Here is a 26,402-nt window from a genome sequence, read left to right on the forward strand (position 1 = left end):
CGCGTTGGCTAGCGACTTGGCGCCGAAGTTGCCTCCGAAGTCAGCTTCGCGAGTTCGGTTGCCTGGGGCAGCTCGGGCAGTTCGGCAGGCGCCACCGTGCGCCCCGTCCGCACGTAGTGGAACACCGCGCTCACCCGCGCCGGATCGATGTTCTGCAACGCCGCCCAGGCGTGCCGGTACGCGGCCAGCTGCAGGGCTGCGGCTTCCATCTCGGTACCTGACGGCTCATGCCCGGTCTTCCAGTCCACCACTGTCCAGTTTCCGTCTGTGCTGTTGTCGGGTCCGAACACCGCGTCGATCCGGCCGCGGACGGCGGTCCCGGCGACAGAGATCTCGAACGGCACCTCGATATCGACGGGTGTTCGATCCGCCCATTCCGAGGCGAGGAAGGCCGACTGCAGGGCCGCGAGATCCTCGGCGTCTTCGAACTCCCCGTAGCCGTCGCCCGGCAGATCTTCGAAATCGATGAGACGTACCGCTCCGTAGTGACGCTGCACCCAGGAGTGGAAGGCGGTGCCGCGCCGGGCTTCGAGGTCCGGACGTGTGGGGCGCGGGCGGGCCAGCCTGCGCGCGAGCGCCTGCGGATCCTGACGCAGCTCGACCAGGCTGGTCACCGAAAGATGCTGGGGAAGAGTCCGTTCCGGTCGGCGATGGGCCTGCTCTCGTTCGCGCAATAGCGCGTCGACGTCGGCGGCCCAGCCGTCGGGATCCTCATCCTCGGCCGGCGCGGCGGTATCGGTGAGTGCCTCGCGCACCAGCTGCGCCCCTGCTTCGATGTCGCCGCGCCTGCCCGCCAGCGGGTCGGCGGGCCATTGCGCCTCAACGGTCTGATCGAGCATGGGGTTGCGCTCGCCTGCCGCTGGCGCTGGCGCCCATTCCTCGACAATTCCGCACGGGATGCCCTGGGTGATCGCGTCTTCGATGACATCGCGCAGCTCGACCAGAAAATCGGACGGCCCCTTGGGTTTGAGTCCGGTCTGGCCCCAGTGGTGTCCGGAGACGAAAAGTTGCTCGGCCGACCTGGTGACCGCCACGTACAGCAGTCGGCGTTCCTCGTCGATCCGGCGAGTGGCCAGGCTGTCCTTGTGTCGCGCGATGGCGTCGGAGAGCTGTTTGCGGTTCGTGATGCCCTCGGTGTCCAGCTGCGGAACCCCGAAACGATCTCCCAGGGTGGCGCGGTCGCCGCGCACCAATGGCGGCAGCTCGGTGGCACTTGTCAGCCAGGTCGGCGCGGCCACGCCCGAGGGAAACACCCCGGCACTCAGATGCGGGACCGCTACCACGTCCCATTCCAAACCCTTGGCCGAATGCACGGTCAGAATCTGTACCCGGCCCGGGCTACTCGCGACTTCCACCGGGGCGAAGCCTTTTTCGACCTCCCATGCCGCATCCAGGTATTGCAGGAACGCGGCGATCACGCTCACCGGGTCGCTCTGGTCGGCAGCCTCGGCGAATCCGGCGGCCACATCGGTGAATGCGCGCAGCTGGTCCAGGCCGCCGCTGCGTTGTCCCGCGATGAGCTCGACATCCAGCGCCAACACTCGCTGCACCTCGCAGATCAGGTCGGTGAGCGGCATGCCGAGCCGGGTGCGCAATGCGGTCAGTTCCCGCCGCAAGGCCGTCAGGCGCGTCCAGCCCTCCGCCGAATACTGTTCGGGTGCACCGGGGTCGCTGATGGCATCGGCCAGACACGGTATGTCGGCGTCCTCCCCTGCCATGTCGGAGCCGGCGCGACCAAATCCCATCGCCCGCCGCCACAACACGGCCAGGTCGTGAGCGCCAAGGCGCCATCGCGGGCCGGTCAACACCCGCAGGGCAGCCGGGCCCGCGGTCGGGTCCGCGACAAGACGGAGCATCGCCACGGTGTCGGCGACCTCAGGAAGACCGAGCAGACCCGTCAAGCCGACCACTTCGACCGGAACACCGTGCGCAGCAAGGACCTCAGCCATGGGGGCGGCATCGCTGTTGCGGCGGACCAGCACCGCCGACGACGGCGGACGGTTCCCGCCGCGACGTGCCTCCTCGTACACAGAGGCCAGTTTTGTTGCGACCCATTCGCGTTCGGCGACGATATCGCCGAAGAGCGCGCAGGCGATGTTGCCGGAGGTAGCGTCCGGGCGGGGGCGCAGCGGCCGCACCGCCACCGAGCGCCGTCGCGCTTCCTCGGACACGGCGTTGGCCAGGTGCAGAGCCTCCGGCGGGTTACGCCAACTGGTGCGCAACTCCCGTGTGGGCGCCGGTGAACCGTCCGGCAGCGGGAAGTCGGTGGTGAATCGGGGCAGGTTCGTCGCCGAGGCGCCCCGCCAGCCATAGATGGACTGGATGGGATCACCCACCGCCGTCAACGCCAGCTCGGGATCGACGCCGCGCCCGAACAACGACGACAACAGGATGCGCTGAGCATGCCCGGTGTCCTGGTACTCGTCGAGAAGCACTACCCGATAACGATCTCGCTGGGTCTGTCCGACGATGGGGTGTTCGGCGGCCAGACGGGCCGACAGCGACATCTGTGCTCCGAAATCGAGGACACCGCGGGCACGCATCTGCTCCATCAGCTGGGCGACGATCGCGACGAGCTGCGTTCGTTCATGCTGTGTCTCGATCAGACGCAGCAGCCAGGCGCTTGGGCGGCCCTCCCGCTGGTACGGGCCCGGGGGCAGAGTGTGAATCAGCTGTTCCAGCTCATCGTGCGAGGAGAGCAGATCGGTGGTGTCCACCAGATGTTCGGACAGCTGACCGGCCAGCGCGAGCACCTGAGCGGTGACCGCGCCGGGCGTCTTCTCCGTATCCAAATCCCCATCGAAGTCACAGACCAGCCGGAACGCCAACTGCCACAACTGCGTTTCCGTCAGCAGCCGCGCGTTGGGCTCCATGGGCAACAGCAACCCATGCTCGCGCAGCAGGGTTCCCGCATAGGCGTGGTACGTGGCGATCACCGGATCGGGCTCGTCGGCCCCGACGGGAACCATGATCCCGCTTCCCGCCAGCCGGGCCAGTCGCGATCTGACCCGGCGCAACAACTGGCCCGCCGCCTTGCGCGTGAAGGTCAACCCGAGCACTTGGCCAGGGGTGGCATAGCCGTTGGCCACCAACCACACCACCCGCGCGGCCATCGTCTCGGTCTTACCCGCCCCGGCACCCGCGATGACCACCATCGGGCCAGGTGGCGCGCCGATGACGGCGGCCTGCTCGTCGGTGGGCTCGAAAAGCCCCAAGGCCCTGGATAGTTCGGACGGAGAGTAGGTGCTCACGACTGGCACACCGCCTGCCCATCTGCCTGTGCGGGGCAGCATGCGCGTAGCGGGCAGTGCCCGCATCCATCATTGACCCGGGCGATGAACAGCGGCCCCTTCGTGCTGGCCGCGGCGGTGTGGATGGTGTCACGCCAGGCCTGCTGAGCGGCAGGCGTCAACGGATCCTGATGGCGTTGAGTGGCCCCGTCATCGAGGTTCGGTTTCGCGACGTACACCAATCGGCCACCACCGGGCTCACCCTCGGGTTGTCCGGTGATGAGACCTTCGGCAGCGGCGACCTGGTAAGTGGCGAGCTGGGCGTGTTGTTGCGCGTCGTCCTTGGTGGCGGGGCTCTTGCCGGTCTTGATATCGATGACGACGGCGCGACCCTCGGCGTCACGTTCCAACCGGTCGATGCGACCGACCAGCCGCACTTGCGGGTGATCGGCGTGCGTGAGCACTCCGTCGACGCCGATCTCTCGACCGACTTCGGTGAGTTCACCGCGCGTCGCCATACGCCACGCGGAAAAGGCCTCCAGTAGTTCATGATGCCTGCGCAGCTCATTACGTGCATACCACTGCGACTCGAATGACATTGACTCCCAAGCCTTGTCGAGCTCTCGGGACATGGCCTCGTTATCCGCGGGATGCTCACCGACGAGCGCATGCACCAATGTTCCGAGCGCACGGCGCGGATCGGTCAGATCCGTGCCGCCATGCCGTTCCAGCAGCCAGCGCAGCGGGCAGGCCATCAGCGTCTCGACATTGGACGGTGACAAGCGGACCGGGCCGTCCTCGGCGTGCCACAGGGGATCCTCGCTACTGACATCGGCGAGCCCGTACCAAGACCCGGGGTCTGCGCCGGAAACACCGGCCTCCGCGAGGCGAGCCAGCTGACGCGCCGCCGCGCGACGACGGGCATCGCTCACGGTACCCGCGGATGCGGTGACGACGGCCCGCAGTTCGCCGACGAGACTAGCGGTGGTCAAGGTCCGGGACTCCGGCACTCCCGCGCGATATTCCGGCATCACCCATTGCGGATGCGCGACCATGAGCTCGGTGAGAAAACGGGAGGCCATCGCGGAACCGCCGCCCACATCGGCATTCTCGTTGTCGACGGCCGAGACAAGAACGCGGCGAGCCGCCCTGCCCACTGCCAGCAGCAGCAGCCGACGCTCCTCAGCGAGTGCCACCGCCGCCCCGTCGACATACGCGGCGTGGTCAATGCCCGCCAGCACATCCATCAGCTCCTGGGTGCGCAGCACCCCGCCCCGTGGCGCGGTGTTCGGCCACAGCCCTTCTTGCACACCGGGGATCGCGACCACATCCCACTGCCGGCCCACGGCAGCGTGCGCACTGACGATGGAGACCGCATCGGGCTCACCCGCCGCGCGCTGACCCGCGAGCGCCAACGACCGGATGTGGTCGATCAGTCCCATCACTCCGATGCCTGGTGTGCGCGCCACATGTTCGGATGCCAGGTCGAACAGTGCGGACACCGCATCGAGGTCCCGGTCTGCTTGCGCGCCCAGTGGACCTCCACGTTGCGACAGCCCGTCCCAACGGCGTTGCAGACCCGATCGGATCCAGGCCGCCCACAGCACATCGAGGACGCCCGCATCGGACGTGATGGCCTCGCGCACAGCGGCGATCACCGCACGCACGCGCCGCAGTGGTGCGGCCTGGATATCGGTGAGCGCCCTGAGGCGCGTGTCTTCGGCATCCACCAGAATCGAACGCAATAGCGCAGCGCTGTTCGCATCCCCGCCCGCAGCTTCCTCGGCCCGCAACAGTTGGCGGCGTAACCGCCTGAGCGCTACCGGATCCACGCGCCCAATCGGGCCGGTCACCAATGTCACCGCATCCTCGTCGGTCAGACTGCCTTGCGCACAGGACACTGCCAGCAGCAGCGCATGTACGGCTGGAACAGCGGCCACCGGACCGTCGTAGGACTCCGCGTGCACCGGAACGCCGGCCGACTGCAGAGCGCGGCGCAGAGCCGCGCCACTGCGCGGCACCGACCTGACGACGACCGCCATCTGAGACCACGGCACCCCATCGATCAAGTGGGAGCGTCGCAGCAGGTCGACAACCAGCGATGCCTCCGCGGTTTCGGTGGGCACGGCGGCAAGACGCACGGCAGCCCCCGGAGCACTCTCCGCCCCCTCGATCACGCGGGCGGGCGAGCTTCCCGGCAGCCGTCTCGCCACCGTGTTCGCAAGTTCGGCGACCGGCGGGGCGCAGCGATACGAACTGTGAAGTTCGATGGTCGTGGCCCCGTCGTCGGCGCCGGTCTGCAACAGCCGGGCATCGGCCCCGCGGAATCCGAATACGGTTTGATTGGGGTCACCGGTGCACACCGACAGCGAGGCGCCCCCCGCCAGCAGTCGCACCAACAGCGCCGCCTGCGGATCAAGATGCTGGGAATCGTCAACGAGAAGAAGGCCGATCCGATCGCGTTCGGCGGCAAGGATTCCCGGATCGACAGCGAAGATTTCGAGCGCCGATCCCACCAACTCGGCTGCGCCGAGTGCGGGCACCGTGGCCTGTGGAGCCGCCATCCCCACCGAGGACCGCAGCAGCATGACCTCCTCATACTGTTGCGCAAGGTCGGCAACTGCGACCCACTCCGGTCGGTTGTGCCGCCGCCCGATAGCGCGAAGGTCTCTGGCGTCCACACCGCGCTCGGTGCACCGCGCCATGAAATCTCGAACACCGGTCGCGAACCCGGCCGTCGTCAGCGCGGGCCGCAGCGAGGCGGGCCAGGAGCCTCCATTGTCTTCAGCGTTGCCGCACAATAAGTCCCGCACAATGCTGTCCTGTTCGGCAGCGGTGATCAAACGCGGCGGCGGATTGCCCTGACGGGCAGCGTGGGCGGCAAGCATGGCGAAGGCATACGAGTGCACGGTGCGGACCATGGGTTCACGGATGGCGATGGTTCCGCGGCGCTCGAACACCGCCGCAGAGATCCGGCTGCGCAGCTCGATGCTGGCCCGGGTGGAACCGGTGAGCACGAGAATGGATTCCGGGCTCACACCCGCGGCGGTCCGCGCCGCCACGATGTCTACCAGCAGGCTCGTCTTGCCGGTTCCGCTACCGCCGACCACGACGAACCGGCCTTGCCGGGCCGGGTCCAGCAGATCTGCGGCCGCGCCATCCCACGATCGGGGGGAGGTGGTCGGCGCCGGCATGTGCAGATCACAGCACGAGGGTCTGACAACCGGACCTGACCTGGGTGTCCCGCGCGGAGATCACCCGCGGATCGTGGCAGGATTCCGCGGGTGACACCGACGTTGAAGACCCACCGGTACGGCCCCGACGAACCCGCGCGTCTGGTGGCGTTGCACGGGCTCACCGGGCACGGCAAGCGCTGGGCGCCGCTTCTCGACGAGCACCTCCCCGATGTGCCCACCCTGACACTGGATCTACTGGGCCACGGGCGCTCCCCTGCACCCGCGCCATGGTCGCTGGAAGCGCATGCCGATGCGGTTGCCGCGGTGCTCGACGAAACGCAATCAGGGCCCATTGTGGTGGTGGCGCACTCATTCGGCGGCGCCACCGCGTTGCATCTGGCCGCACGCAGACCCGACCTCGTGAAGTCGCTCGTGCTGCTGGACCCGGCGATCGGACTGGACGGTGACTGGATGCGTCAGATCGCCGAGCAGATGGTGGCCTATCCGGATTACACCGACCGCGCCGAAGCAAAGTCGGACAAGGTCGCCGGAGCATGGTCGGACGTACCGGACCACGTCATCGAGGCAGAACTGGATGAACACCTGATCCAACTGCCGAACGGCCGGTGGGGCTGGCGCATGCACCTGCCTGCCGTGGTCACCGCGTGGAGCGAGCTGGCACGCGATATCGCCCTGCCGAACAACATCATTCGCGTTACCCTGTTACGCGCCACCCGCACCTCGCCGCCCTATGTCACCACCGGACTGCTGGATGCTCTTGTCGCCAAGCTTGGCGACCGGTTGGAGCTGGTAGACGTCGACTGCGACCATATGGTGTCCCAATCACGACCCACCGAAACCGCCGCCGCGATACGGTCACACCTGGAGTAAGCATGGCGGCCGTCACCGAAGAACAAGTAGAGCTGGTGCGCTCGCTGGTCGCGTCGATACCGGCCGGTCGGGTGGCCACGTACGGCGATATCGCCGACGCGGCAGGCCTTTCCAGTGCACGAATCGTCGGATGGATCATGCGAACCGACTCGGCCGACCTGCCCTGGCATCGTGTCATCGGGGCAAGCGGTCGCCCCGCACCTCATATCCGCACCCGACAGCTCGAACTGTTGAGGGCCGAGGGCGTGCTGGCGGTGGACGGACGAATCGCGTTACGCGACGTCCGCCACGGCTTCTAGCGCACCCGGCACCGCCGCCGAAGTAAATCGGCGCACCAGGAGATTCACAATCTCGGGATGCACACCCAACGGCTGTGCGACACCATCGGCGCCGCACGCAGCCAGGCGCTCCTGAAACAGACCTTGCGCCAACAGATACGACGCGATGAAGACGCGCCGACCGGTCGCACGCGCTGCTGCGACCATGTCGGGCACCCGCGGTTCGCCTGTGGCGACATAGCCCACCCTGACGGGGCCGGTGTGATGCGCCAGCATGTTCGCCGCGGTGTGCACCTCATGACGAGCCCGGGGATCGGAAGACCCTGCCGCCGCGAGCACCACCGCATCACCATGACGCCACCCGGCCTCGCGCAGCCGCTCGGCCATCACACTGGCCAGCACCGGATCGTGCCCCAATGTTTGGGTCACCGCGACGTTGGGATGTCCACTCAGCTCGACATGCTGCGGAATATCCTGGTGCACATGGTATCCCGATGCGAGAAAGGCCGGAACCAAGACCGCGGGACCTTCGATCGTCGACAGCACCTCTGACGGGGTAGGACCCAGCACGTCGACGAATGCGGTGCGCACCGCACCTATGCGCAGCGACACCGCCTCGGCGAGCGCCGCAATGTTCTCCACGCCGGCAGCCGAACGCGTTCCATGCGCGACCAAAACGTATTCGACAGCGGACGAGCCGCATGTGCGAAGACCGTCATCCATGGCATTCCCCAATCATGGTCGGATCGATCGCCAGCCGGTAACCGCGCTTGACCACTGTTTGAATCACTTTCGGCGCACCGAGCGCAGACCGCAGGCGCGTCATCGCCGTCTCCACCGCATGGGTGTCGTCTCCGCCTCCGGGCAGGACACCCAACAGATCTTCGCGCGACACCACCTGACCGGGACGCACCATCAGCCGTTTCATCAACGCCATTCCCGCCGGAGAGATCTGACGCGTCTCGCCGTCAACCGCAATCCCGCAGCTGCGCACACTCACAACATGCCCACCGGCGTGAAAACGCGGTGCACGCCTAGGCAATTCATCAGCAACGTGCCGGGCCAACGCCCCCAGCCGCGCTCGTTCGGGTTGCGTTGTCTGCACACCCAACACTTCCAGCGGCGCCGCGGTCACCGGGCCGACACACAGCGGCGCCACCCTGCCCCGCAGTGCGGACAGCAGCTCATCCAATCGTCCTGTTGCCTTGGCGCGACCAAGCATTGATGCCACCGCGGGGGCGCTTGTGAAACTGATCCCGTCCAGCTCGGCATTGATGGCCATGGAGATCATGCGGTCCATCGGGCGCTGATCCTCCGGTGGTTCCCAGCGGTATACCGGTACCCGAATCACCTGCGCGCCAGCGATTGTCAGCGCTTCACAGAGATCGGCGATGGGCTCCCACTCGGTGGCGGCACCGTGAAGCTGCACGGCGATACGCCGGCCCTCGACACCCTCTTCCAGGAGCCTATCCAGCACCTCCGCTGACGACTCGGACGCGGGTGACCACTCTTCACGCAGACCCGCTTGGCGAATCGCCCCAGTGGCTTTGGGCCCGCGGGCGACCAAACGCCCGGACTCCAACGCCGACTTGAGACTTTGCGCCACACCCCATTCGTCAGCGGCTTCGATCCAGCCACGGAACCCGATTCCGGTGGTGGCCACCGTGACGTCGGGCGGGTCGGCGATGACGAGCTCGGTGGCCTCACGCAACTCGGCGTCATCCGCGAGCGGGATGATCCGGATGGCCGCGGCGTACACCACTGCAGCACCCCGGCGTTCCAGGAGCGCGATCAGTTCCTCCGACCGGCGCGCAGCAGTGACACCGATGGTGAATCCGTCGAGCCGACGCTCTTGTTCGTTACGCGGCAACCGCGTTCCGGTGTCGGCTCCTGAGCATTCCGATTTCGACATTTCCATTGCTCACCCGCACCTCGAAGACTGGCAACCGGCGCGACGCATCATCGAGGCAACGCCCGTCTATTAGCGAGAAGACCTGCTTAAGCAGCGGCGAAGCCACCGTCGGCTCACCGCCACGGTCACCGGTCAAACCGCGCGACATGACGGCGGCATGACCGTATGGATCGATGTTACCGACCGCGTACAGCTCTCCATTGGACAGCAGAAACAGTGCGGCCTGCACATCATCCGGAAGGAGCACCGCAGCACCCCGGCCCGGGGTGAGCGAGTCCACCGCACACACCGTCGACCACACGTACTGGTACCGCCTCAGACGGGGGCGAGCGTCCAGAATTGTCATCTCCGGCCTTTCTTCTCGTCGTGTTGTGTCATGTCTACCCCTGTTGTGTTACCCGGGTATTACCGCCGCCGGTTCGCTACGTTGCGGACTCGGTGGCGGACCTGAATCCCGGGGTACCCAAGAGCACCGGAATCTTGCGCGGACCGCTGTCGTCGAATGCGATGGTGGAATCGAGTTCCTCGGGCGCGTTCACGAACGACACGAATCGGCGCAACTTGTCCTCGTCGGCCAGCACGGCCGCCCATTCATCGGAATAGCCCTCAACGTGGCGCGCCATGGCGGCCTCCAAGTCATCGGCGATACCAAGCGAGTCCTCGCACACCACGGCCCGGATGTGATCGAGGCCACCCTCGATCGCCTCCTGCCACGGCGCCGTGCGCTGCAGCCGATCCGCGGTGCGGATGTAGAACATCAGGTAACGGTCGATGTATTTGATCAGCGTCTCCGAATCCAGATCTCCGGCGAGCAGTTTGGCATGCGCGGGGGTCGCGCCACCGTTACCTCCGACATAGAGGTTCCAACCGTTCTCGGTGGCAATGACGCCAACGTCCTTGCCCCGGGCCTCGGCGCATTCGCGGGCACATCCAGACACGCCCATCTTGAGCTTGTGCGGGGAACGCAGCCCGCGATAACGCAATTCGAGTTCGACGGCCATGCCCACCGAATCCTGAACCCCGTACCGGCACCACGTCGAACCCACGCAACTCTTCACGGTGCGCAAGGACTTGCCGTAAGCCTGCCCGGATTCCATGCCAGCGTCGATGAGCCGCTTCCAGATCAGCGGGAGCTGTTCGACGCGAGCACCAAACAGATCGATGCGCTGACCACCGGTGATCTTGGTGTACAGGCCGAATTCCTTTGCTACTTCGCCGATGACGATGAGCTTCTCCGGAGTCACTTCGCCGCCCGGCAGGCGCGGCACCACTGAATAGGTGCCGTTCTTCTGCATATTGGCCAGGAAGTGGTCGTTGGTGTCTTGCAGCGCGGCCTGCTCCCCTTCCAGAATGTGATCGCTGGACGTGGAGGCCAAGATGGACGCGACCGTGGGCTTGCAGATGTCGCAGCCGGTTCCCGTGCCGTGCTTGGCAATCAGCTCCGAGAAGGTCCGGATCCCCGTCACCTGCACCACTTGGAACAGCTCGGCGCGCGACTGTGCGAAATGCTCGCACAGCGCCTTGGACTGCTCGACACCCTGAGCGGCCAGGATCTGCTTGAGCATCGGAATGCAGCTACCGCAGGATGTTCCGGCACAGGTGGCCGCCTTGAGAGCCGGCACATCGGTGGCGCCCTCACAGATGGCACTGCAGATCGCACCCTTGGTCACCGCGTTGCACGAGCAGATCTGCGCGTCATCGGGCAGTGCGCCGACGCCGATCTCCGCACCCGAGGGCGCGATCAGTGCGGCCGGGTCTGCCGGCAATTCCCGGCCCAGCATGGGCCGCAGGGTGCCGTAGGCGCTGGCATCACCGACGAGGATGCCGCCCAACAGGGTTCGCGCATCATCGGAGACCACAAGCTTGGCATAGGTGCCCTTGGTGGCGTCGTTGAAGACGACCTCCAGGGCACCGTCGGAGGTACCGTGGGCATCGCCGAAGCTGGCGACATCCACCCCGAGCAACTTGAGCTTGGTGGACAGATCGGCGCCCGGAAACTCGGAAGTGCCGCCGAGTAGCCGGTCCGCGACGATCTCGGCAGTGGTGTACCCGGGCGCGACGAGCCCATAGCAACGGCCTTCGATGGCGGCTACTTCACCGATCGCATAGATGTGCAGATCGCTTGTCTGGCAACCGGCATCGGTGAAGATGCCTCCGCGTTCGGCCAACTCAAGCCCGCATTCCCTGGCCAGCTCATCACGCGGCCGGATACCCGCCGAGAACACCAGCACCGAGGCGTCAATCGTGGATCCGTCCGACAGCTGTACGGACAGCGTTCCGTCTTCTGCCTTCTCGATGGCCGCCGTGGACACACTGGTGTGCACCGTCAGTCCGAGGTCGGTGACCAGCCGGGTGAGCAGGGCACCGCCACCCTCGTCGACCTGCAGGTGCATGAGGCGAGGATTGAGCTCCACGACGTGCGGGGCCAACCCCATGAGGCGCAACGCATTCGCAGCTTCCAAGCCGAGCAGGCCACCGCCGATGACGACACCCGCAGCACCCGGCGACTTGTCGGCGACGGCCTTGATGGCATCCAGATCATCCATGGTGCGGTAGACGAAGCAACCGTCGGCGTCGCCACCGGGGACCGGGGGCACAAACGGGTATGAACCGGTGGCCATCACCAGTGCGTCATAGTCCAGGACGGTGCCGGCTTCGGTGGTGACCGTCTGCCCGGCCCGGTCGATGCCGACCACCCGGTCGCCGAGATGAAGAGTCACCATGGGGTCATCGGTATAGCTGTTTCCGGTGAGCGCCAGCGAGTCCCGGTCCCAGCTCTCGATGTACGAGGACAGCGCGACGCGGTCGTACGCGGCGTCGGATTCCTCGCCGAGGACGGTGACCTGCCACTGATCGGTGGCGTCACGCTCGCGGAGCACCTGGACAAATCGGTGGCCGACCATTCCGTGGCCGATGACGACGACTTTCTTGTTCATGACTTTCACACCGCCACTTCGTCTTTGGAATCGAGAACTACCGGCACCGGGACTCCCACCGGGCGCCGCACGTAGGCGTACCAGGTGACCGCCGCGCAGACCACGTAGAAGGCGAGGAACACCCAGAACGCCATGGTGGCCGACTTGGCGGCGCTGAGGTAGGAGGCACGCAGCACCAGGTTGATGGCCACACCACCGAGGGCGCCGATGGCTCCGGCCACACCGATCAAGGCACCGGACATGGTGCGCGACCAGGTTTCATCGAGCCCGGCGCTATGCGCCTTGGCGGCGAAGATCGACGGAATCATCTTGTACACCGAGCCATTACCGATTCCGGAGACGACGAACAGGACGATAAAGCCCACGACGTAGGCGGTCATGATGGCTCCGGAGGGCGCGCCGGCCGTGCGGTCGTCGATGGTTCCGGCGGACACCAGGATGCCCGCACCGAAGATCATCGCGACAAAGGCGTACAGCGAGATCTTGCCGCCGCCCGTGCGGTCCGAAAGCCAGCCGCCGAACGGTCGGGCCAGCGAGCCGAGCAGCGGCCCGATGAACGCGATCTGCGCGGCGTGCAGCGATGCCTGCGCCGCCGCCTGCGCCGGGGTCAGGCCGCTGTGAGCGAGCCCGGCAAGGAAGTTCAGCTGCAACACCTGCCCAAACGCGAAGCTGAACCCGATGAAGGACCCGAAGGTGCCGATGTACAGGAAGGCGATGATCCACGAATCCCGGTACTTCATCACGTTGATGAGCGAGCGGCCGTCGGTCTTCTGGTTCGCCAGGTTGTCCATGAACAGCGCCGCACCCACGGCGGCGAGGGCGATCAGCACGAGGTAGATACCCGCCACCCAGTGCGGTGAACGGTTCCCAGCGGTGGCGATGACGAGCAGGCCGAGCACCTGAATCACCGGGACGCCGATGTTCCCGCCACCCGCGTTGAGGCCCAGCGCCCAGCCCTTGAACCGTTGCGGGTAAAAGGCATTGATGTTGGTCATCGAGGAGGCGAAGTTTCCACCACCGAATCCCGCGACCGCAGCCACGACCATGAAGGTGGTGTACGACGTTTCCGGGTGCGCCATGAAGTACAAGGTGAGTGAGGTCGGCACCGCCAGCACCAGGGCACTGAAGATGGTCCAGTTGCGCCCGCCGAACCATGCGGTGGCGAAGGTGTACGGCAGCCGCAGCACGGCACCAACCAGGGTGGGCATGGCCACCAGGAAGAACTTTCCGGCCGCGTCGATGTGATAGACGTTCTGCGGCATGAACAGAACCATCACCGACCAGATGGACCAGACTGAGAATCCGACGTGTTCGGCGACCACCGACCAGATCAGGTTGCGCCGCGCCACTTTCGCACCGCCGTTTTCCCAGGCGGCGACATCCTCCGGATCCCAGTTCTCAATCCAGCGTCCGCGCCGTGCAATTGGGGCTGCTGCCGTGTTGTTCGCCATGCAAGCAAGGTAGAAAAATCTTGTTGCAGCGGCGCTGCTGGCGATGACCGAGCCATCACATCTCGCTCACATGAGTCTGTCATGTCGCGGTGAGGGTCCCCGAACGCGTCACATCCAGGCTCGAAAGTGATGCGCGTTACAGCGTGAGCCGCACCAGAGCCGCGGTGCGCGCCAGCCCCGGGAAGGACTGTGCCGACGAACGGGGGTGCAGTGCATGCACGGCCAGCCGGAAGATCAAGGCCCGCAACAGCATCTGCGGCCACTCCGGCAAGGTCGCCCAGCGTTCGATAAGACCGTCGTCCGCGTCGCCCCAGGACAGTGCGTCCACCACCGCGACACCTGCCGCCCAGGACGCGGGACGCCAGTAGGGGGTGATGTCGGTGATACCGGGCGCGGCCGCGCCCGCGAAAAGCACGGTGCCATACAAGTCGCCGTGGACCAGCTGCGGTGGACTCTTGGTGGGCCGCCGCAGACTCGCCAATTGGTTGATCAGATCGATGGATCGCTGGCCATCGGGCGAGCCGGGCGACACCCGGGCAGCAGAGGGCCAGGATTGCAGCGGCCGGTCTTCCCAGGCCGCACGATCGGCCGCGATGAACACATCGACATCGGCCCAGGGCGCCACGGGAGGCTGGGTCAAGAACCGGGGACGTTCCAGCTTGGAAGTGGCCTCATGGAGGCGCACCGACAGCGACACGACCTCGTCGTGCCGGGGTTCGGGCGCACCCGCAACGAATGTGTCCGCACGCCAACCCGATACGACATAGCGTCCGTCGGTGGAGCGAACCGGCCGGGCCAACCGCACCCCGTCGATGAACAGGGTGTCGCGCACCTTGGCGGACCACGCGGCACGCGCATGATCCGCTACCAGTGACAACACCACTTCACCGCAGCGCCAGCCACCCTCCCATGTCGGGCCTAGCTGGACTGGTTTGACGCCGCTGAGCCCGTAAGTCGCGAGCACGTGCTCGGGTGGGCGGTCCACAGTCACGCGGGATACGTTACCGCCTGCGATGAACTGGATTGTGTTCGCTCGGAGTTCGTGTCGGCAGTCACAGATGGGAAGTCCCGCAATACGTGGCTGTTGCTGGTTCCCATCGATCAGTACATGACCATGTCGGGGTCCACCTGTTTGGCCCAGGCCGCGATGCCGCCCTGGAGGTGTACCGCGTCCGCGAAACCCGCCTTCTTGACGGCCACAAGCGCCTCTGCCGACCGAATCCCCGTCTTGCAGTACAGCACCGCCTGACGGTCCTGCGGCAGCTTGGCAAGGCCGGCACCGGACTCCAGGGTCGACTTGGGCACGAGCTCGGCACCGTCGATGTGGACGATGTCCCATTCGACCGGCTCGCGCACGTCGATCAGCGCCACCTTCTTGTCTGCGTCGAGCAATTCGCGCAGTTCACGGGGGGTAATTGTGGAATCTGCGACCGCAGCCGAGGCCTCGTCGCTGATGACGCCGCAGAACGCGTCGTAGTCGATGAGCTCGGTGATCTTCGGCGTGGCCGGATCCTTACGGATCTTGATGGTGCGGTAAGTCATGTCGAGCGCGTCGTACACCATGAGCCGGCCGAGCAAGGAGTCGCCGATCCCGGTGATCAGCTTGATCGCCTCGGTACCCATCACCGAGGCGATGGATGCGCACAGGATGCCCAGCACGCCCCCCTCCGCGCAGGACGGCACCATGCCCGGAGGCGGCGGCTCTGGGTACAAGTCGCGATAGTTCAAGCCGAGCCCGTCGGGCGCGTCCTCCCAGAAGACCGATACCTGCCCCTCGAAACGGTAGATCGAGCCCCACACGTAGGGCTTGTGTGCGAGCACCGCGGCGTCGTTCACCAGGTAGCGCGTCGCGAAGTTGTCGGTGCCATCAAGGATCAGGTCGTACTGCGAGAACAGGTTCACCGCGTTATCGGGTTCCAGGCGCAGCTCATGCAACCGCACCTCGACCAGCGGATTGATCTCCAGCACCGAGTCACGTGCACTCTGCGCCTTGGACCGGCCGATATCGGACTGGCCGTGGATGATCTGACGCTGCAGGTTGGACTCGTCGACAACGTCGAACTCGACGATGCCGATGGTGCCGACACCCGCGGCGGCCAGGTACAAGAGTGTCGGAGATCCGAGGCCGCCCGCACCGATGACGAGCACCTTGGCGTTCTTGAGACGCTTCTGCCCATCGACGCCCAGGTCAGGGATGATCAGATGCCGGCTGTACCGCGCGACTTCCTCGCGGGTCAGATCGGCGGCGGGACTTACCAACGGCGGCAATGTGGGCACCGTGACTCCTGTAACTCGAATTCCTCAGGGCTGTCTGAAAGGGCTACAGCTGCATCAACAGTATCGGGATGCCAACCCTTCCCGAGCCGGGACTGCCGCTACGGAATCGGATACGGCCAGGGATTCGTGCGGCAGCTCTTGCCGTCGGGCTTGATCGAATCCGCGTCGAACTTCGCCGCGTCATTGTTGTTGGTGCTGAATGTCTGCTGCATCATCACCGGCGCCAGCTGCTGGTCCTGCTCACACGGTTCGTGAACCCGATAACCGATGGCATGTCCGACTTCGTGGTTGATGACGTATTGGCGGTACGAGGTGATGTCGCCCTGGAACGGCACCGCACCGCGTACCCACCGCGCTTCGTTGATGAACACGCGGCGGTCACCGTTTTCGCCGTATCGCGGGTTGTAGCACGAAGCCTCGAGCTGGATCTCATAGCCGCAGCCCTCGCGCACCGTCGCCGGTGAGGTCAGTGAGATCCGGAAATCAGGTGTGCCGGAGTCGATCCGGACGAACCCGAACTGCGGGTTATGCGTCCAGCTCTTCTGGCTGGCCAGTGTCTCGGTCACCATGCGCGCGAAGAGATCGTCACCACCGAATCCCATGGTGTCGATGCCGTCTTCGACCTCGATGGTGTACGCGAACACCTTCGCCGCACCCGTCCCGATCTGGGGTGTCGTACCCGGTACGACGTGCCAGGACTTGGCGCCCGCCTCGGTGAACGACTCCCCCTCCGGCAGCACGCCGGTGGGCAGGGTCGCGTCGAACTGGGTGAGGCCCTTGGGCGGAGCGCCAATGATCGCGTCACCCAGCGCGCCAATGGATGGCGGATCGGCGACGGGCTCGTTGGGGCCGGTACCCGCATGCGAGGGTTCACGCTGCGTGACGGTTTGGTAGCCGACGAAGACGGTCAACCCGACCAGCAACGGGATGGCGTACGCGCGCCACCCATAGGTGGAGATGAAACGACCGAGCCAGGTCTGCTTGCGCCAGCGGTCGCGATCGCGCCGATCGGAACGGATGCGTCCGCTTCCCTCGGCGAGCGGATCGCGCTGGGCGCGCAGTGGCTCGTAGCGTTCGGAGGACTCCTGCACGGGGAGTCGACTCATGGTTTCTGGCATGGACCTACGATTATGCGCCCATTGGTGCCGGTCGTAGGTCACCGGGCAAGGATGGCATAGCGACAAGCCATCCCGCCTCGGGCACGCCGCCGGATGCCAGGAGTACTGTCTGTAGTTCGGGTTCAGGCGGATTGAATAGCCGGCTGAGTGAGGTGGCGTGCGCGACCATCAAGTCGTGTGTGCGCAGAGGATAAGGACATGCGTGATCTTGCGAATCTGGCCGGGCGTCGAGGCACGGTGAACTCGACGGTGGCGACGCAAGATTCGACTCAGGGAAATGCGCGGCGTGGTGGACGGCTGCCACGCGACGAGCGCCGCGGCCAACTGGTGGGCTCTGCCAGCGAGATATTCGTCGACCGCGGTTACCACGCGGCCGGAATGGATGAGATCGCAGAACGCGCGGGCGTAAGCAAACCTGTTCTGTACCAACACTTTCCGAGCAAGCTGGAGCTGTACCTCGAGGTGCTGCACAAGCATGCCGACAATCTGGTTTCCAGTGTGCGACAGGCGTTGCGCACCACCACCGACAACCGCCAGCGGCTGCGCGCCGCCGTGATGGCGTTCTTTGACTTCGTCGAGCACGACAGCCAGGGGTACCGACTGATCTTCGAAAACGATCTGGTGGGCGTCCCACAGGTCACCGAGCGCGTCGAGGGCGCCATCAGCGCCTGCACCGACGCGGTCTTCGACCTGGTCAGCCACGATTCCGGACTGGACCCCCACCATGCCCGCATGGTGGCCGTCGGCCTGGTCGGGATCAGTCAGGTGAGCGCCCGCTACTGGCTGGACAACGAGAAGCCCATCTCCAAGGACGACGCGGTCAACGCCACCGTCGGGTTTGCCTGGGGCGGGCTCTCACACGTTCCGCTGCAGCCGCTGGACTAGCCGCTGAAGCCGACGCGTCGCGCGTCGGCAACGCCGATTTCCACGTAGGCGATCCGGGCCGCCGAGATCAGGTACTTGCGGCCCTTCTGGTCGGTGAGGTTCAGCACATCCGATTCCTTGGCCAGCGCCGCGGATACGACCTTTTCGACGTCAGCCGGGGTCTGATCGCTCGAAATGACCAGCTCGCGCGGGCTATCTGTGACACCGATCTTGATCTCCACGGGGACACCTTTCCAAGTTGTTGAGCCGCCATTGAGCTCGTATCGACGAGGTTAGCCGACGCGCTTCACGCCGACACACCTCGCATGATCGTGCCAGTCCTTAAGTCACAGCAGTAACATCAGCATCAGATTTCACATTTGATTTGGGGCTGAGAGGAAGCGCTGATCATGGTCGGTTATCGCGGAGATTCTCGGTACTCGAGCGACTACGAGCCCTACGACGACCCGTACGACTCCCAGACGACCCCGCAGTACCGCGAGTACTCGGGTCTCGATGAGGACTTCGAGTACCGGCCCCCGGGTTCCAACGAGAACTGGAAATGGGTCGCGTCCATCGCCGGAGCCGTGCTGGCAATCGCCGTCATCGCGACGGCGGTCGTGCTCAGTGGCGGCGAGGACAAGCCGCCGGCCGCCGCCATCACCACACCCGTGCCCTCGCTGACTCCGGTGACCACCACCGCGCCCCCGCCGCCGCCCTCGGCGACATCGACGCCACCATCGACGACAACCGTGACGAGCACGCCTGTGCAGGAGACGCCGTCCACCGCGCCGTCCACCGAGGCGCCGCCGCCCGAGCCTCCCCCGTCGAACCCGATGCTTCCGCCGGAAGGCCAGCGGCCGATCACTCCCGCGGCATTCGCGTACTACGTGACGGGTAACCAGACGCCGGGCGATCTGCTCACCATCACCTACACCGACGGCAACGGCACAACACGCACCGTGCTCGGCGCCTCACTGCCCTGGACGATGATCGTGACCCCGAGCCCCGGTATCACCGGCGGCTCGATCACCGCGACGAGCTTCGCGAGCCAGGTCAACTGCTCGATTACCAATAGCGAGAGTCAGATACTGGCGGTGCAGAGCAGCAACAGCATCATCGCGCGCTGCGCCAAGTAGCTCTCGCCGCTACGCGAGCCCGAGGACGGCCATCCGCTCGGTGTGCGCCTTCTGCAGCCGCTCGAAGAACTCGTTGAGGTTGCCCAAACCGGCATCACCGGACATCACCAGCTCGGCCAGCTCATCGTGCCCAGCCAGCACGTGCTGCGCCTGCGTCACCGCCTCACCCAGCAGCCGCCGCCCCCACAGGGTGAGCCGGTTGCGCTGCTGCGGGTTGTCCTTGACGGCCTCACGCACCTGAGCGATAACGAATTCCGAGTGCCCCGTGGTACCCAGCACCGACTTGAGAACCGCCGCCGATTCACCCGGTAACGAGGCCACGACCTCGCCATAGAAGTCGGCTGCCAGCGAGTCGCCGATGTACGCCTTCACCATGGCCTCCAGCCAGGTCCGCGGCAGCGTCAGCGAGTGGTAGTTCTCCAGGGTCTTGACGTACGGCTCCATGGCCGCCAGCACGTCAACTCCGTTGGCCTCCATCGCATCCCGCAGTACCTCGTAGTGACGCATCTGCGAGGCCGCCATGCTGGCGATCGCGATCTTGCTGGCCAAATCGGGCGCCATCTTGGACTCGTCGGTCAACCGGTAGAACGCCGCGATCTCGCCGTACGCGATCACCGCGAACAGCTGATTGACGCCGGGAGGATCGAGGTCCGTACTCATGCCTGGAACTCTAGTCGGGGGCCCGCGGCAGAACACCGATCTGCGCGGCAAAGCACGGCGAATCGGAAAAACGCAGCTCACCCGCTACCATGGTCGCAGGACGAACGCCCTGACCACGAAGCACCCAGGGATTTCTCCCACAGGAAATGTGCGTGCACGTGCTGCCCTCGCCGATAGACGCGAGCCCGGCCCCTTGGAATCCTAGGAATCCGACCTACCGATCGTGCGCGCTGAGCGAAAACACGAAAGGTACGTACACCCCCATGAGTCACATCGAACACACCTTTGCCCAGCTCGGGGTCCGCGACGAGATCGTTCGCGCCCTACGCGAGGTCGGAATCGAGCATCCGTTCGCCATCCAGGAGCTCACCCTTCCCCTCGCCCTCGGCGGCTCCGACCTCATCGGCCAGGCCCGCACCGGTATGGGCAAGACCTACGCATTCGGCGTCCCGCTGCTGCACCGCATCGCCACCGGCGTCGAGGACCGGCCGCTCAACGGCACCCCGCGCGCCCTGGTCGTGGTGCCGACCCGCGAGCTGTGCATCCAGGTCTACGAAGACCTCATCAAGGCATCCAAGTACCTGTCGGCCGGCGACCGCGACTTCAGCGTCGTCTCCATCTACGGCGGACGCCCGTACGAGGCGCAGATCGAGTCCCTGCGCGCCGGCGCCGATGTCGTTGTCGGGACGCCCGGACGCCTGCTCGACCTGGCACAGCAGGGTCACCTGCAGCTGGGTGGCCTGGCGATGCTGGTGCTCGACGAGGCCGACGAGATGCTGGATCTGGGCTTCCTGCCCGATATCGAGCGCATTCTGGCGCTGGCGCCGTCCGCCGAGTCGGGGCGGCAGTCGATGCTGTTCTCGGCCACCATGCCCGATGCCATCATCACCCTGGCCCGCACGTTCATGAATCGTCCGACCCATATCCGGGCCGAGGCGCCCCACTCGTCGTCGGTGCACGACTCAACCGAGCAATTCGTGTACCGCGCACACGCGCTGGACAAGATCGAGTTGGTCAGCCGCATCCTGCAGGCCGAGGGCCGCGGCGCCACCATGATCTTCACCCGTACCAAGCGCACCGCCCAGAAGGTCTCCGACGAGCTGGCCGAGCGCGGTTTCGTCGTCGGCGCGGTACATGGTGACCTCGGTCAGATCGCGCGCGAAAAGGCGCTGTCCGCGTTCCGCTCCGGTGAGATCACCGTGCTGGTCGCAACCGACGTGGCCGCCCGCGGCATCGACATCGACGATGTCACCCACGTCATCAACTACCAGTGCCCCGAGGACGACAAGACCTATGTGCACCGCATCGGACGCACCGGTCGTGCCGGGCGCACCGGCATCGCGGTCACCCTCGTCGACTGGGATGACATCGCACGCTGGCAGCTGATCGACAAGGCACTCGGCCTCGGCGTGCCCGACCCCGACGAAACCTATTCCACCTCACCGCATTTGTTCACCGAGCTGAACATCCCCGCCGATGTGACCGGTTCGGTCGGTCCCAAGTTCGCCGGCGGACCGAAGCGCCGTGAGCCCCGGGCCGAGCGCACCGAAGGCGACAAGCCCAAGCGGACCCGCACCCGTCGGCGTACCCGCGCGGGCGAGCCCGCCGACGGTGCGGTGGCCGAAGCGCCCGCGGCAGTGGCTACCGCCGAAGGCGACCAGCCTGCTGCTGCGCGCCGTCGCCGCCGCCGTCGGCGTCCGAACGCGGCCGCTGCCACCACCGCCACGGCGTGATCGCACCGGAGCGGCGCACACGGGCCGACATCATTGCTGCGGCGGTGATCGCCGTGGTGGTCGCCGTTACCGGTGTCACGATCTGGTGGACCAGCGACGCCCGCGCCACCGTCAGCCATCCCGCAGCCGGGGACATCAAACGCCCGATGAGTGCTACCCGGGTTCCCGACTCGGTGCGCGAACTATGGTCCGCCGCCAGTGGAGCCACGAAGGGGCCGGTCATCGCCAGCGGTGCGGTCGTCAGCGCCTACGGACACGAAGTAGTGGCCCATGACCCGGTAACCGGGGCCCAACTGTGGTCTTACGCGCGCCGCAATCTCGATCTGTGCGGCGCGATCGGCTTCATCGACGACGCGGTGGCCGTCTACCGAGACGCACGCGGATGCGGCCAGGTCACGATGATCGACGGACAGACCGGCCGCCGGGGCCCGCTGCGCAGCAGCCCCAATGACCCGAAGGTGTCGTTGTCGACCGACGGCACCTACGTGCTGGCGCTCGGCAGTACCCGGCTGGAACTGTGGCGTTCGGACATGGTGCGCACCCTGGAGTACGGGCGAGTCGTCGCTCCCCTGAACCCCAATAGCCAGCCCCGCGTGGACTGCACGCTGAAATCGGGTGCCGTCGGGTCCAGCGTGCTCGCGGTGCTGGAAACCTGCCCGCAGGACTCCACCCTGCGGCTGACGCTGCAAAAGCCCACACCAAAAGACAACGACAAGCCCGAGGAGCTCTACTCGGCGGCGCTGCCCGGAGTCGAGCGCGGCTCCGCGGCCAAGGTGCTCGCGGTCGCGGACACCCGGTCGGCCGTGTATCTGCCCGGCACGCACAATGAGCTGGTGGTCTTCGACGACCACGGCATGCGCGTCGGCGCGACAGCCCTACCGGGCGAGGTGGTCCAGTCCAACACCGCCGCCCAGGCCGGCGACGTCGTCACCTGGTGGACGGGCAATCAGGTGCTGGTGCTGGGCGGCTTCGATCTCTCCTACCGATTCGTCCTGCCCACCACCAAGAAGCCACTGGGGCCAGGTACGGCCATGGCCGGTGAGTTACTGATCCCCGTCGAGGGCGGGATCGACGTCTTCAACATGACCACCGGAGAATTCCGGAAATCCATTGCCGTACACCGTGATCCGGCCGACGAAAAGGGTCCTGTCATCAGCGCCGTGGTCGGCAACACGTTGGTGGAGCAGCGGGGGTCGCGAGTCTTCGCGTTGGGATAACCCGCCCGCGCGGAGTGCCCGACTCAGTCCACCGGCGGGGTGAAGGTCGGCATGGCCTTGCCGCTCTTCCAGTGCTTCACCAGGCTCTGCGCCAGCTCGCGATAGGCCAGCGCGCCCTTGTTCTTGCGGCCCGCGAGCACTGAGGCACCCGAGGCACTCGCCTCGGCGAAGCGCACCGTTCGGGGAATCGGCGGCGCGAGCACCGGCAGCTCGTAACGGTCGGCCACGTCCAACAGCACATCGCGACTGTGCGTGGTCCGCGAGTCGTACAGAGTGGGCAGCGCACCCAACAGCGTCAGCCCGGGGTTGGTGATCTGCTGTACGTCGGTCACCGTCCGCAGGAACTGTCCGACACCTCGATGCGCCAGGGTCTCGCACTGCAGCGGCACCATCACCGAATCGGCCGCCGTCAAACCATTCAGTGTCAGCACCCCCAGGGAGGGCGGGCAGTCGATGATCACCACATCGAAGTCGTCCCCCAGCGATTCGAGCGCCCGCTTCAGCGCGTACTCGCGTCCCGCCCGCATCAACAGCATTGCCTCGGCGCCGGCCAGGTCGATATTCGCAGGTAGCAGCGTCAGATCCTCGGCGGTGGTGAGCAGCGCCTCCTTGATATCGGCCTGCCCCAGCAGCACCTCGTGCACCGAGACCCCCAGGCGGTCCGGATCCTGCCCCAACGAGAACGTCAGACAGCCCTGTGGGTCGAGGTCAACCAGCAGCACCTTCTTGCCGGCCTGGGCCAATGCCGCGCCGAGGGACGCGACCGTCGTGGTTTTGGCCACCCCACCCTTTTGATTGGCTACCGCCAGCACCCGAGTCACGTCCACATACTGGCATGCCGAACACGATCACGACGGAAGTCGGTACGGCACAATCAAGTGCGTGTCTGCCCCTCAGAACCGAATGTTGTTGCTACGTCATGGCGAAACGGAGTGGTCAAAGATCGGCAGGCATACCGGTCGCACCGACCTGGATCTCACGGAAATCGGTCGCGCCCAGGCTGTGGCGGCGCGCGAGGTGCTGGCCAATCTCGATCTAAATGATCCGGTTGTGGTGAGCAGTCCGCGCCGACGGGCGATCCAGACCGCCGAACTGGCGGGTCTGACGATCGACGCAACCGACGAGGAGCTCGCCGAATGGGACTACGGCGATTACGAGGGCCTGACCACACCGCAGATCCGCGAGAACGACCCGGGTTGGCTGGTATGGACGCACGGCTGCCCCGGCGGCGAGTCGGTGGCGCAGGTGCAGGCCCGGGCCGACCGGGTGATCGCCAAGATCGCCGCCGAGCTCACCCAGCGCGATGTGCTGTTGGTCGGTCATGGCCACTTCTCGCGCGCCCTCATGACCAGGTGGATCGACCTGCCGCTGGAAGAGGGCACCCGGCTGGGCATGGCCACGGCCTCGATCGCGGTGGGCGGGCATGAGCACGGCCAGCGTCAGGTGGCCGCACTTGGGCTGACCGGGTACAGGCACCCGGTACCGTCTAGCTGACCATGACGGCCACCGACTCGCCCGCGTACCCGCATTTCGTGATGTCGCGGGCGGCCGACGCGTTGTACGCGTATGGCCGCGAGAGGGCCTACGACGATGTCGCGAGTGCCGCAGAAGCCCTGCGCGCAGGCCGGCACCGCATGCTGGTGGGTGCGCTACCTTTTGACACCTCCAGGCCCTCAGCACTGACGGTTCCGGCGACAGTTGAGCGCGGGCAGCCCCACGAGTTCTACGGCACCATGCCGAATATTCATGTGACACAACAAGTACCGGAGCCCTCTGAGCATCTGCGGCGTGTCACCGAGGCCGTCGAGGTGCTGCGTGACACCACCGGAGGCCTGTCCAAGGTGGTCCTTGCACGGGTGCTGGAGTTACAGGCCGATGACCCGGTGGACGCCTTGGTGCTGACCCATCGGCTGATCCGAAACGACCCCGACGCCAACAGTTTCTGCGTGGACCTCTCCCCCGCAGGCGAGCGGTTCCGTGGACACACCATGGTGGGCTGCAGCCCGGAGCTGTTGGTAGAGCGCCACGGAGACATGGTGATCTGTCATCCGTTCGCCGGTTCGGCCCCTCGGTCCAGTGATCCATCGCAAGACCGGCGCACGGGCGAAGACCTCGCGGGCTCGCACAAGAACCGCCACGAACACTCCGTGGTGATCGATCAGCTGCGCGAGGACCTGTCCTCGTTGTGCGTCGATGTCCAGGTTCCGCCGGAGCCGACGCTGAGTCGTACCGCAGCGCTCTGGCATCTGAGCACCTCCATCAGTGCTCGGTTACGCCAAAGTTCTACCACTGCACTTGATTTGGCAATGGCATTACACCCCACTCCGGCGGTGTGCGGTACCCCCACCGAGGCGGCAGCCGATCTGATCGCACGCATCGAGGGTGATCGCGGGTTCTATGCGGGCGCGGTCGGCTGGTGCGACAGCAGCGGGGACGGCCGTTGGGCCGTCTCGATCCGCTGCGCCGAGCTGTCGGCGGACGGCACGGCGATCCGCGCCTACGCGGGCGGCGGCCTGGTCGCCGAATCGGATCCCCAGGACGAACTGTCGGAGACCACCGTCAAATTCCGGACCATATTGGCAGGGTTAGGAGCCCACAGTGAGTAACACCCAGATTCGCCGTGCCACCGAAGCGGACGTCCCGGCCATCGTCGGCCTCATCGAGGATCTGGCGGAGTACGAGAAGGCGCGCGATGAATGCCACATCAGCCCGGAGCAACTTCATAAGGCGCTATTCGGTTCGGCTCCGGCACTTTTCGCCCATGTCGCAGAGGCGGGCGGGGTGGTCTGCGGCACCGCCGTGTGGTTCCTGAACTTCTCCACCTGGACCGGTCAACACGGCATCTATCTGGAGGACCTGTACGTCAAGCCCGAACAGCGCGGCACCGGCCTGGGGAAGGCCCTGCTGTCGGCGCTGGCCGCCGAATGCGTGGCCAACGGCTATACCCGGCTGGATTGGGCTGTGCTGGACTGGAATACACCGTCCATCAAGTTCTACGACTCGATAGGCGCAAATCCGCAATCGGATTGGATCACTTACCGGCTGCAGGGCCCGGCTTTGGCGCAGCTGGCCTCGGACCGCTAGTCGGATTCGTCGGGGCCGGATTCGTCGCCGGTGGCCCATATCTGAGCGGTGGGACTGAACAGCAGCGCCAGCGCCACCACGGCGACGATGGCGATCGGTACGCCCAGCGCGAGCTGATGCGATCCCACAGCCGCGTACCACGCGACGGGCAGGAGCAGCAGCTGCATCATCACCGCGATCCCTCTGCCCCAACGTTTCCCCGTGGCGAGGGCCAGACCCGCCGCAAGGACAGCGGTGCCGAATACCGCGAACCACGCGGCGGTGCCATACCCGTTCACCAGATGCTGGTCGGCGCCACCGGCCGCCCGCACCACCAGGACCACCGCGATGACCAGCCCCACGGCACCTTCACCGGCAACGATCGTCCCGGCGCGGCGAACGGTATTCGGAACGGCTGTGGTCACCCGACAAGCCTAGGTGGACGCTTCGCCGCGGC

General features: G+C 66.0%; 23 protein-coding genes. 9 read left to right on the forward strand and 14 right to left on the reverse strand.

Going from position 1 to position 26,402, the window contains the following annotated elements:
• Positions 1–8: 8 nt before the first annotated feature.
• Together RHO23_RS13625 and RHO23_RS13630 are read right to left on the reverse strand one after the other, a co-directional pair.
• Positions 9–3,251 carry an ATP-dependent helicase gene (locus RHO23_RS13625; RefSeq protein ID WP_309297619.1) on the reverse strand — a complete coding sequence of 1,081 codons (3,243 nt, stop codon included), beginning with the start codon at positions 3,249–3,251 and terminating at the stop codon, positions 9–11.
• Positions 3,248–6,424 (reverse strand): ATP-dependent helicase, encoded by a 3,177-nt coding sequence (locus RHO23_RS13630; protein WP_264921995.1) that lies wholly within the window; start codon positions 6,422–6,424, stop codon positions 3,248–3,250. Before RHO23_RS13630 ends, RHO23_RS13625 begins: the two co-directional genes overlap by 4 nt.
• A 90-nt stretch (positions 6,425–6,514) precedes the next feature.
• On the opposite strand from RHO23_RS13630, the gene RHO23_RS13635 reads away from it, so the two are divergent.
• Together RHO23_RS13635 and RHO23_RS13640 are read left to right on the forward strand one after the other, a co-directional pair.
• On the forward strand, positions 6,515–7,297 hold the full coding sequence (locus tag RHO23_RS13635) for an alpha/beta fold hydrolase (RefSeq protein WP_264921996.1): 783 nt from the start codon (positions 6,515–6,517) through the stop codon (positions 7,295–7,297).
• Positions 7,298–7,299: 2 nt separating this feature from the next.
• Complete coding sequence (locus tag RHO23_RS13640; RefSeq protein ID WP_005056371.1) at positions 7,300–7,596, forward strand: MGMT family protein; 297 nt, start codon at positions 7,300–7,302, stop codon at positions 7,594–7,596.
• On the opposite strand, the gene RHO23_RS13645 is transcribed toward RHO23_RS13640, so the two are convergent.
• The 8 genes from RHO23_RS13645 to RHO23_RS13680 all read right to left on the reverse strand — a co-directional run bounded on the left by RHO23_RS13645 (position 7,570) and on the right by RHO23_RS13680 (position 17,269).
• Positions 7,570–8,298, reverse strand: coding sequence for a sirohydrochlorin chelatase (locus RHO23_RS13645; RefSeq protein WP_423487949.1), 729 nt, complete (start codon positions 8,296–8,298; stop codon positions 7,570–7,572). The two genes, RHO23_RS13640 and RHO23_RS13645, sit on opposite strands and share 27 nt — an antisense overlap.
• Positions 8,291–9,445 (reverse strand): uroporphyrinogen-III synthase, encoded by a 1,155-nt coding sequence (locus tag RHO23_RS13650; RefSeq protein WP_064409371.1) that lies wholly within the window; start codon positions 9,443–9,445, stop codon positions 8,291–8,293. Before RHO23_RS13650 ends, RHO23_RS13645 begins: the two co-directional genes overlap by 8 nt.
• Entirely contained in the window at positions 9,435–9,788 is a 354-nt protein-coding gene (gene nirD, locus RHO23_RS13655) for a nitrite reductase small subunit NirD (protein WP_030096951.1), read from the reverse strand. The genes RHO23_RS13650 and nirD overlap by 11 nt, the downstream gene beginning before the upstream one ends.
• Positions 9,789–9,909: 121 nt before the next feature.
• A complete protein-coding gene (nirB, locus tag RHO23_RS13660; protein WP_064410402.1) occupies positions 9,910–12,423 on the reverse strand; it encodes a nitrite reductase large subunit NirB in 2,514 nt (837 codons plus the stop codon).
• Between the two features lie 5 nt (positions 12,424–12,428).
• Entirely contained in the window at positions 12,429–13,874 is a 1,446-nt protein-coding gene (locus tag RHO23_RS13665) for a nitrate/nitrite transporter (RefSeq protein ID WP_264921998.1), read from the reverse strand.
• Between the two features lie 136 nt (positions 13,875–14,010).
• A complete protein-coding gene (locus RHO23_RS13670) occupies positions 14,011–14,865 on the reverse strand; it encodes a TIGR02569 family protein (RefSeq protein ID WP_030096948.1) in 855 nt (284 codons plus the stop codon).
• 110 nt (positions 14,866–14,975) lie between these two features.
• Positions 14,976–16,142 (reverse strand): adenylyltransferase/sulfurtransferase MoeZ, encoded by a 1,167-nt coding sequence (moeZ, locus tag RHO23_RS13675; RefSeq protein WP_196325715.1) that lies wholly within the window; start codon positions 16,140–16,142, stop codon positions 14,976–14,978.
• A gap of 107 nt (positions 16,143–16,249) precedes the next feature.
• Positions 16,250–17,269 (reverse strand): DUF3152 domain-containing protein, encoded by a 1,020-nt coding sequence (locus RHO23_RS13680; protein WP_044105209.1) that lies wholly within the window; start codon positions 17,267–17,269, stop codon positions 16,250–16,252.
• A 198-nt stretch (positions 17,270–17,467) separates the two neighbouring features.
• Between RHO23_RS13680 and RHO23_RS13685 the strand changes: the two genes are divergently transcribed.
• Positions 17,468–18,154, forward strand: coding sequence for a TetR/AcrR family transcriptional regulator (locus tag RHO23_RS13685; protein WP_046255945.1), 687 nt, complete (start codon positions 17,468–17,470; stop codon positions 18,152–18,154).
• On the opposite strand, the gene RHO23_RS13690 is transcribed toward RHO23_RS13685, so the two are convergent.
• Complete coding sequence (locus RHO23_RS13690; RefSeq protein WP_030096944.1) at positions 18,151–18,375, reverse strand: DUF3107 domain-containing protein; 225 nt, start codon at positions 18,373–18,375, stop codon at positions 18,151–18,153. The two genes, RHO23_RS13685 and RHO23_RS13690, sit on opposite strands and share 4 nt — an antisense overlap.
• Before the next feature lie 168 nt (positions 18,376–18,543).
• Between RHO23_RS13690 and RHO23_RS13695 the strand changes: the two genes are divergently transcribed.
• Positions 18,544–19,272, forward strand: a complete 729-nt coding sequence (locus RHO23_RS13695) for an MmpS family transport accessory protein (RefSeq protein WP_030096943.1) — start codon at positions 18,544–18,546, stop codon at positions 19,270–19,272.
• Between the two features lie 9 nt (positions 19,273–19,281).
• Here the strand turns inward: RHO23_RS13695 and RHO23_RS13700 are convergent, their stop codons facing one another.
• Entirely contained in the window at positions 19,282–19,932 is a 651-nt protein-coding gene (locus tag RHO23_RS13700) for a ferritin-like fold-containing protein (protein ID WP_030096942.1), read from the reverse strand.
• A 263-nt stretch (positions 19,933–20,195) separates the two neighbouring features.
• Here RHO23_RS13700 and RHO23_RS13705 point away from each other — a divergent pair, with 263 nt between their 5' ends.
• A complete protein-coding gene (locus tag RHO23_RS13705) occupies positions 20,196–21,665 on the forward strand; it encodes a DEAD/DEAH box helicase (protein WP_057964416.1) in 1,470 nt (489 codons plus the stop codon).
• Positions 21,662–22,882, forward strand: a complete 1,221-nt coding sequence (locus RHO23_RS13710; protein ID WP_423487950.1) for a hypothetical protein — start codon at positions 21,662–21,664, stop codon at positions 22,880–22,882. Before RHO23_RS13705 ends, RHO23_RS13710 begins: the two co-directional genes overlap by 4 nt.
• 23 nt (positions 22,883–22,905) lie before the next feature.
• Here the strand turns inward: RHO23_RS13710 and RHO23_RS13715 are convergent, their stop codons facing one another.
• Positions 22,906–23,703, reverse strand: coding sequence for a ParA family protein (locus RHO23_RS13715; protein WP_030096939.1), 798 nt, complete (start codon positions 23,701–23,703; stop codon positions 22,906–22,908).
• A gap of 61 nt (positions 23,704–23,764) precedes the next feature.
• On the opposite strand from RHO23_RS13715, the gene RHO23_RS13720 reads away from it, so the two are divergent.
• The 3 genes from RHO23_RS13720 to RHO23_RS13730 are packed head-to-tail and all read left to right on the forward strand — an operon-like array spanning position 23,765 to position 25,966.
• Positions 23,765–24,376 (forward strand): acid phosphatase, encoded by a 612-nt coding sequence (locus RHO23_RS13720; RefSeq protein ID WP_030096938.1) that lies wholly within the window; start codon positions 23,765–23,767, stop codon positions 24,374–24,376.
• 2 nt (positions 24,377–24,378) lie between these two features.
• Positions 24,379–25,488, forward strand: a complete 1,110-nt coding sequence (locus RHO23_RS13725; protein WP_423487951.1) for an isochorismate synthase — start codon at positions 24,379–24,381, stop codon at positions 25,486–25,488.
• Complete coding sequence (locus RHO23_RS13730) at positions 25,481–25,966, forward strand: GNAT family N-acetyltransferase (protein WP_057966889.1); 486 nt, start codon at positions 25,481–25,483, stop codon at positions 25,964–25,966. The genes RHO23_RS13725 and RHO23_RS13730 overlap by 8 nt, the downstream gene beginning before the upstream one ends.
• Here the strand turns inward: RHO23_RS13730 and RHO23_RS13735 are convergent.
• The gene (locus tag RHO23_RS13735; RefSeq protein WP_030096935.1) at positions 25,963–26,370 is read right to left on the reverse strand and encodes a hypothetical protein; all 408 of its coding nucleotides are present in this window, start codon (positions 26,368–26,370) and stop codon (positions 25,963–25,965) included. The two genes, RHO23_RS13730 and RHO23_RS13735, sit on opposite strands and share 4 nt — an antisense overlap.
• Positions 26,371–26,402 lie beyond the last annotated feature (32 nt).

It is taken from the genome of Mycobacteroides sp. PCS013, assembly GCF_049532645.1.
GTDB lineage: Bacteria > Actinomycetota > Actinomycetes > Mycobacteriales > Mycobacteriaceae > Mycobacterium > Mycobacterium gwanakae.

Bases quoted from the DNA above. Each gene is read 5' to 3' on its own strand.
- RHO23_RS13630 (WP_264921995.1), bottom strand. From the start codon at position 6,424: ATGCCGGCGCCGACCACCTCCCCCCGATCGTGGGATGGCGCGGCCGCA.
- RHO23_RS13640 (WP_005056371.1), top strand. From the start codon at position 7,300: ATGGCGGCCGTCACCGAAGAACAAGTAGAGCTGGTGCGCTCGCTGGTC.
- RHO23_RS13645 (WP_423487949.1), bottom strand. From the start codon at position 8,298: ATGGATGACGGTCTTCGCACATGCGGCTCGTCCGCTGTCGAATACGTT.
- nirB (WP_064410402.1), bottom strand. From the start codon at position 12,423: ATGAACAAGAAAGTCGTCGTCATCGGCCACGGAATGGTCGGCCACCGA.
- RHO23_RS13665 (WP_264921998.1), bottom strand. From the start codon at position 13,874: ATGGCGAACAACACGGCAGCAGCCCCAATTGCACGGCGCGGACGCTGG.
- RHO23_RS13680 (WP_044105209.1), bottom strand. From the start codon at position 17,269: ATGCCAGAAACCATGAGTCGACTCCCCGTGCAGGAGTCCTCCGAACGC.
- RHO23_RS13685 (WP_046255945.1), top strand. From the start codon at position 17,468: ATGCGTGATCTTGCGAATCTGGCCGGGCGTCGAGGCACGGTGAACTCG.
- RHO23_RS13695 (WP_030096943.1), top strand. From the start codon at position 18,544: ATGGTCGGTTATCGCGGAGATTCTCGGTACTCGAGCGACTACGAGCCC.
- RHO23_RS13700 (WP_030096942.1), bottom strand. From the start codon at position 19,932: ATGAGTACGGACCTCGATCCTCCCGGCGTCAATCAGCTGTTCGCGGTG.
- RHO23_RS13705 (WP_057964416.1), top strand. From the start codon at position 20,196: ATGAGTCACATCGAACACACCTTTGCCCAGCTCGGGGTCCGCGACGAG.
- RHO23_RS13725 (WP_423487951.1), top strand. From the start codon at position 24,379: ATGACGGCCACCGACTCGCCCGCGTACCCGCATTTCGTGATGTCGCGG.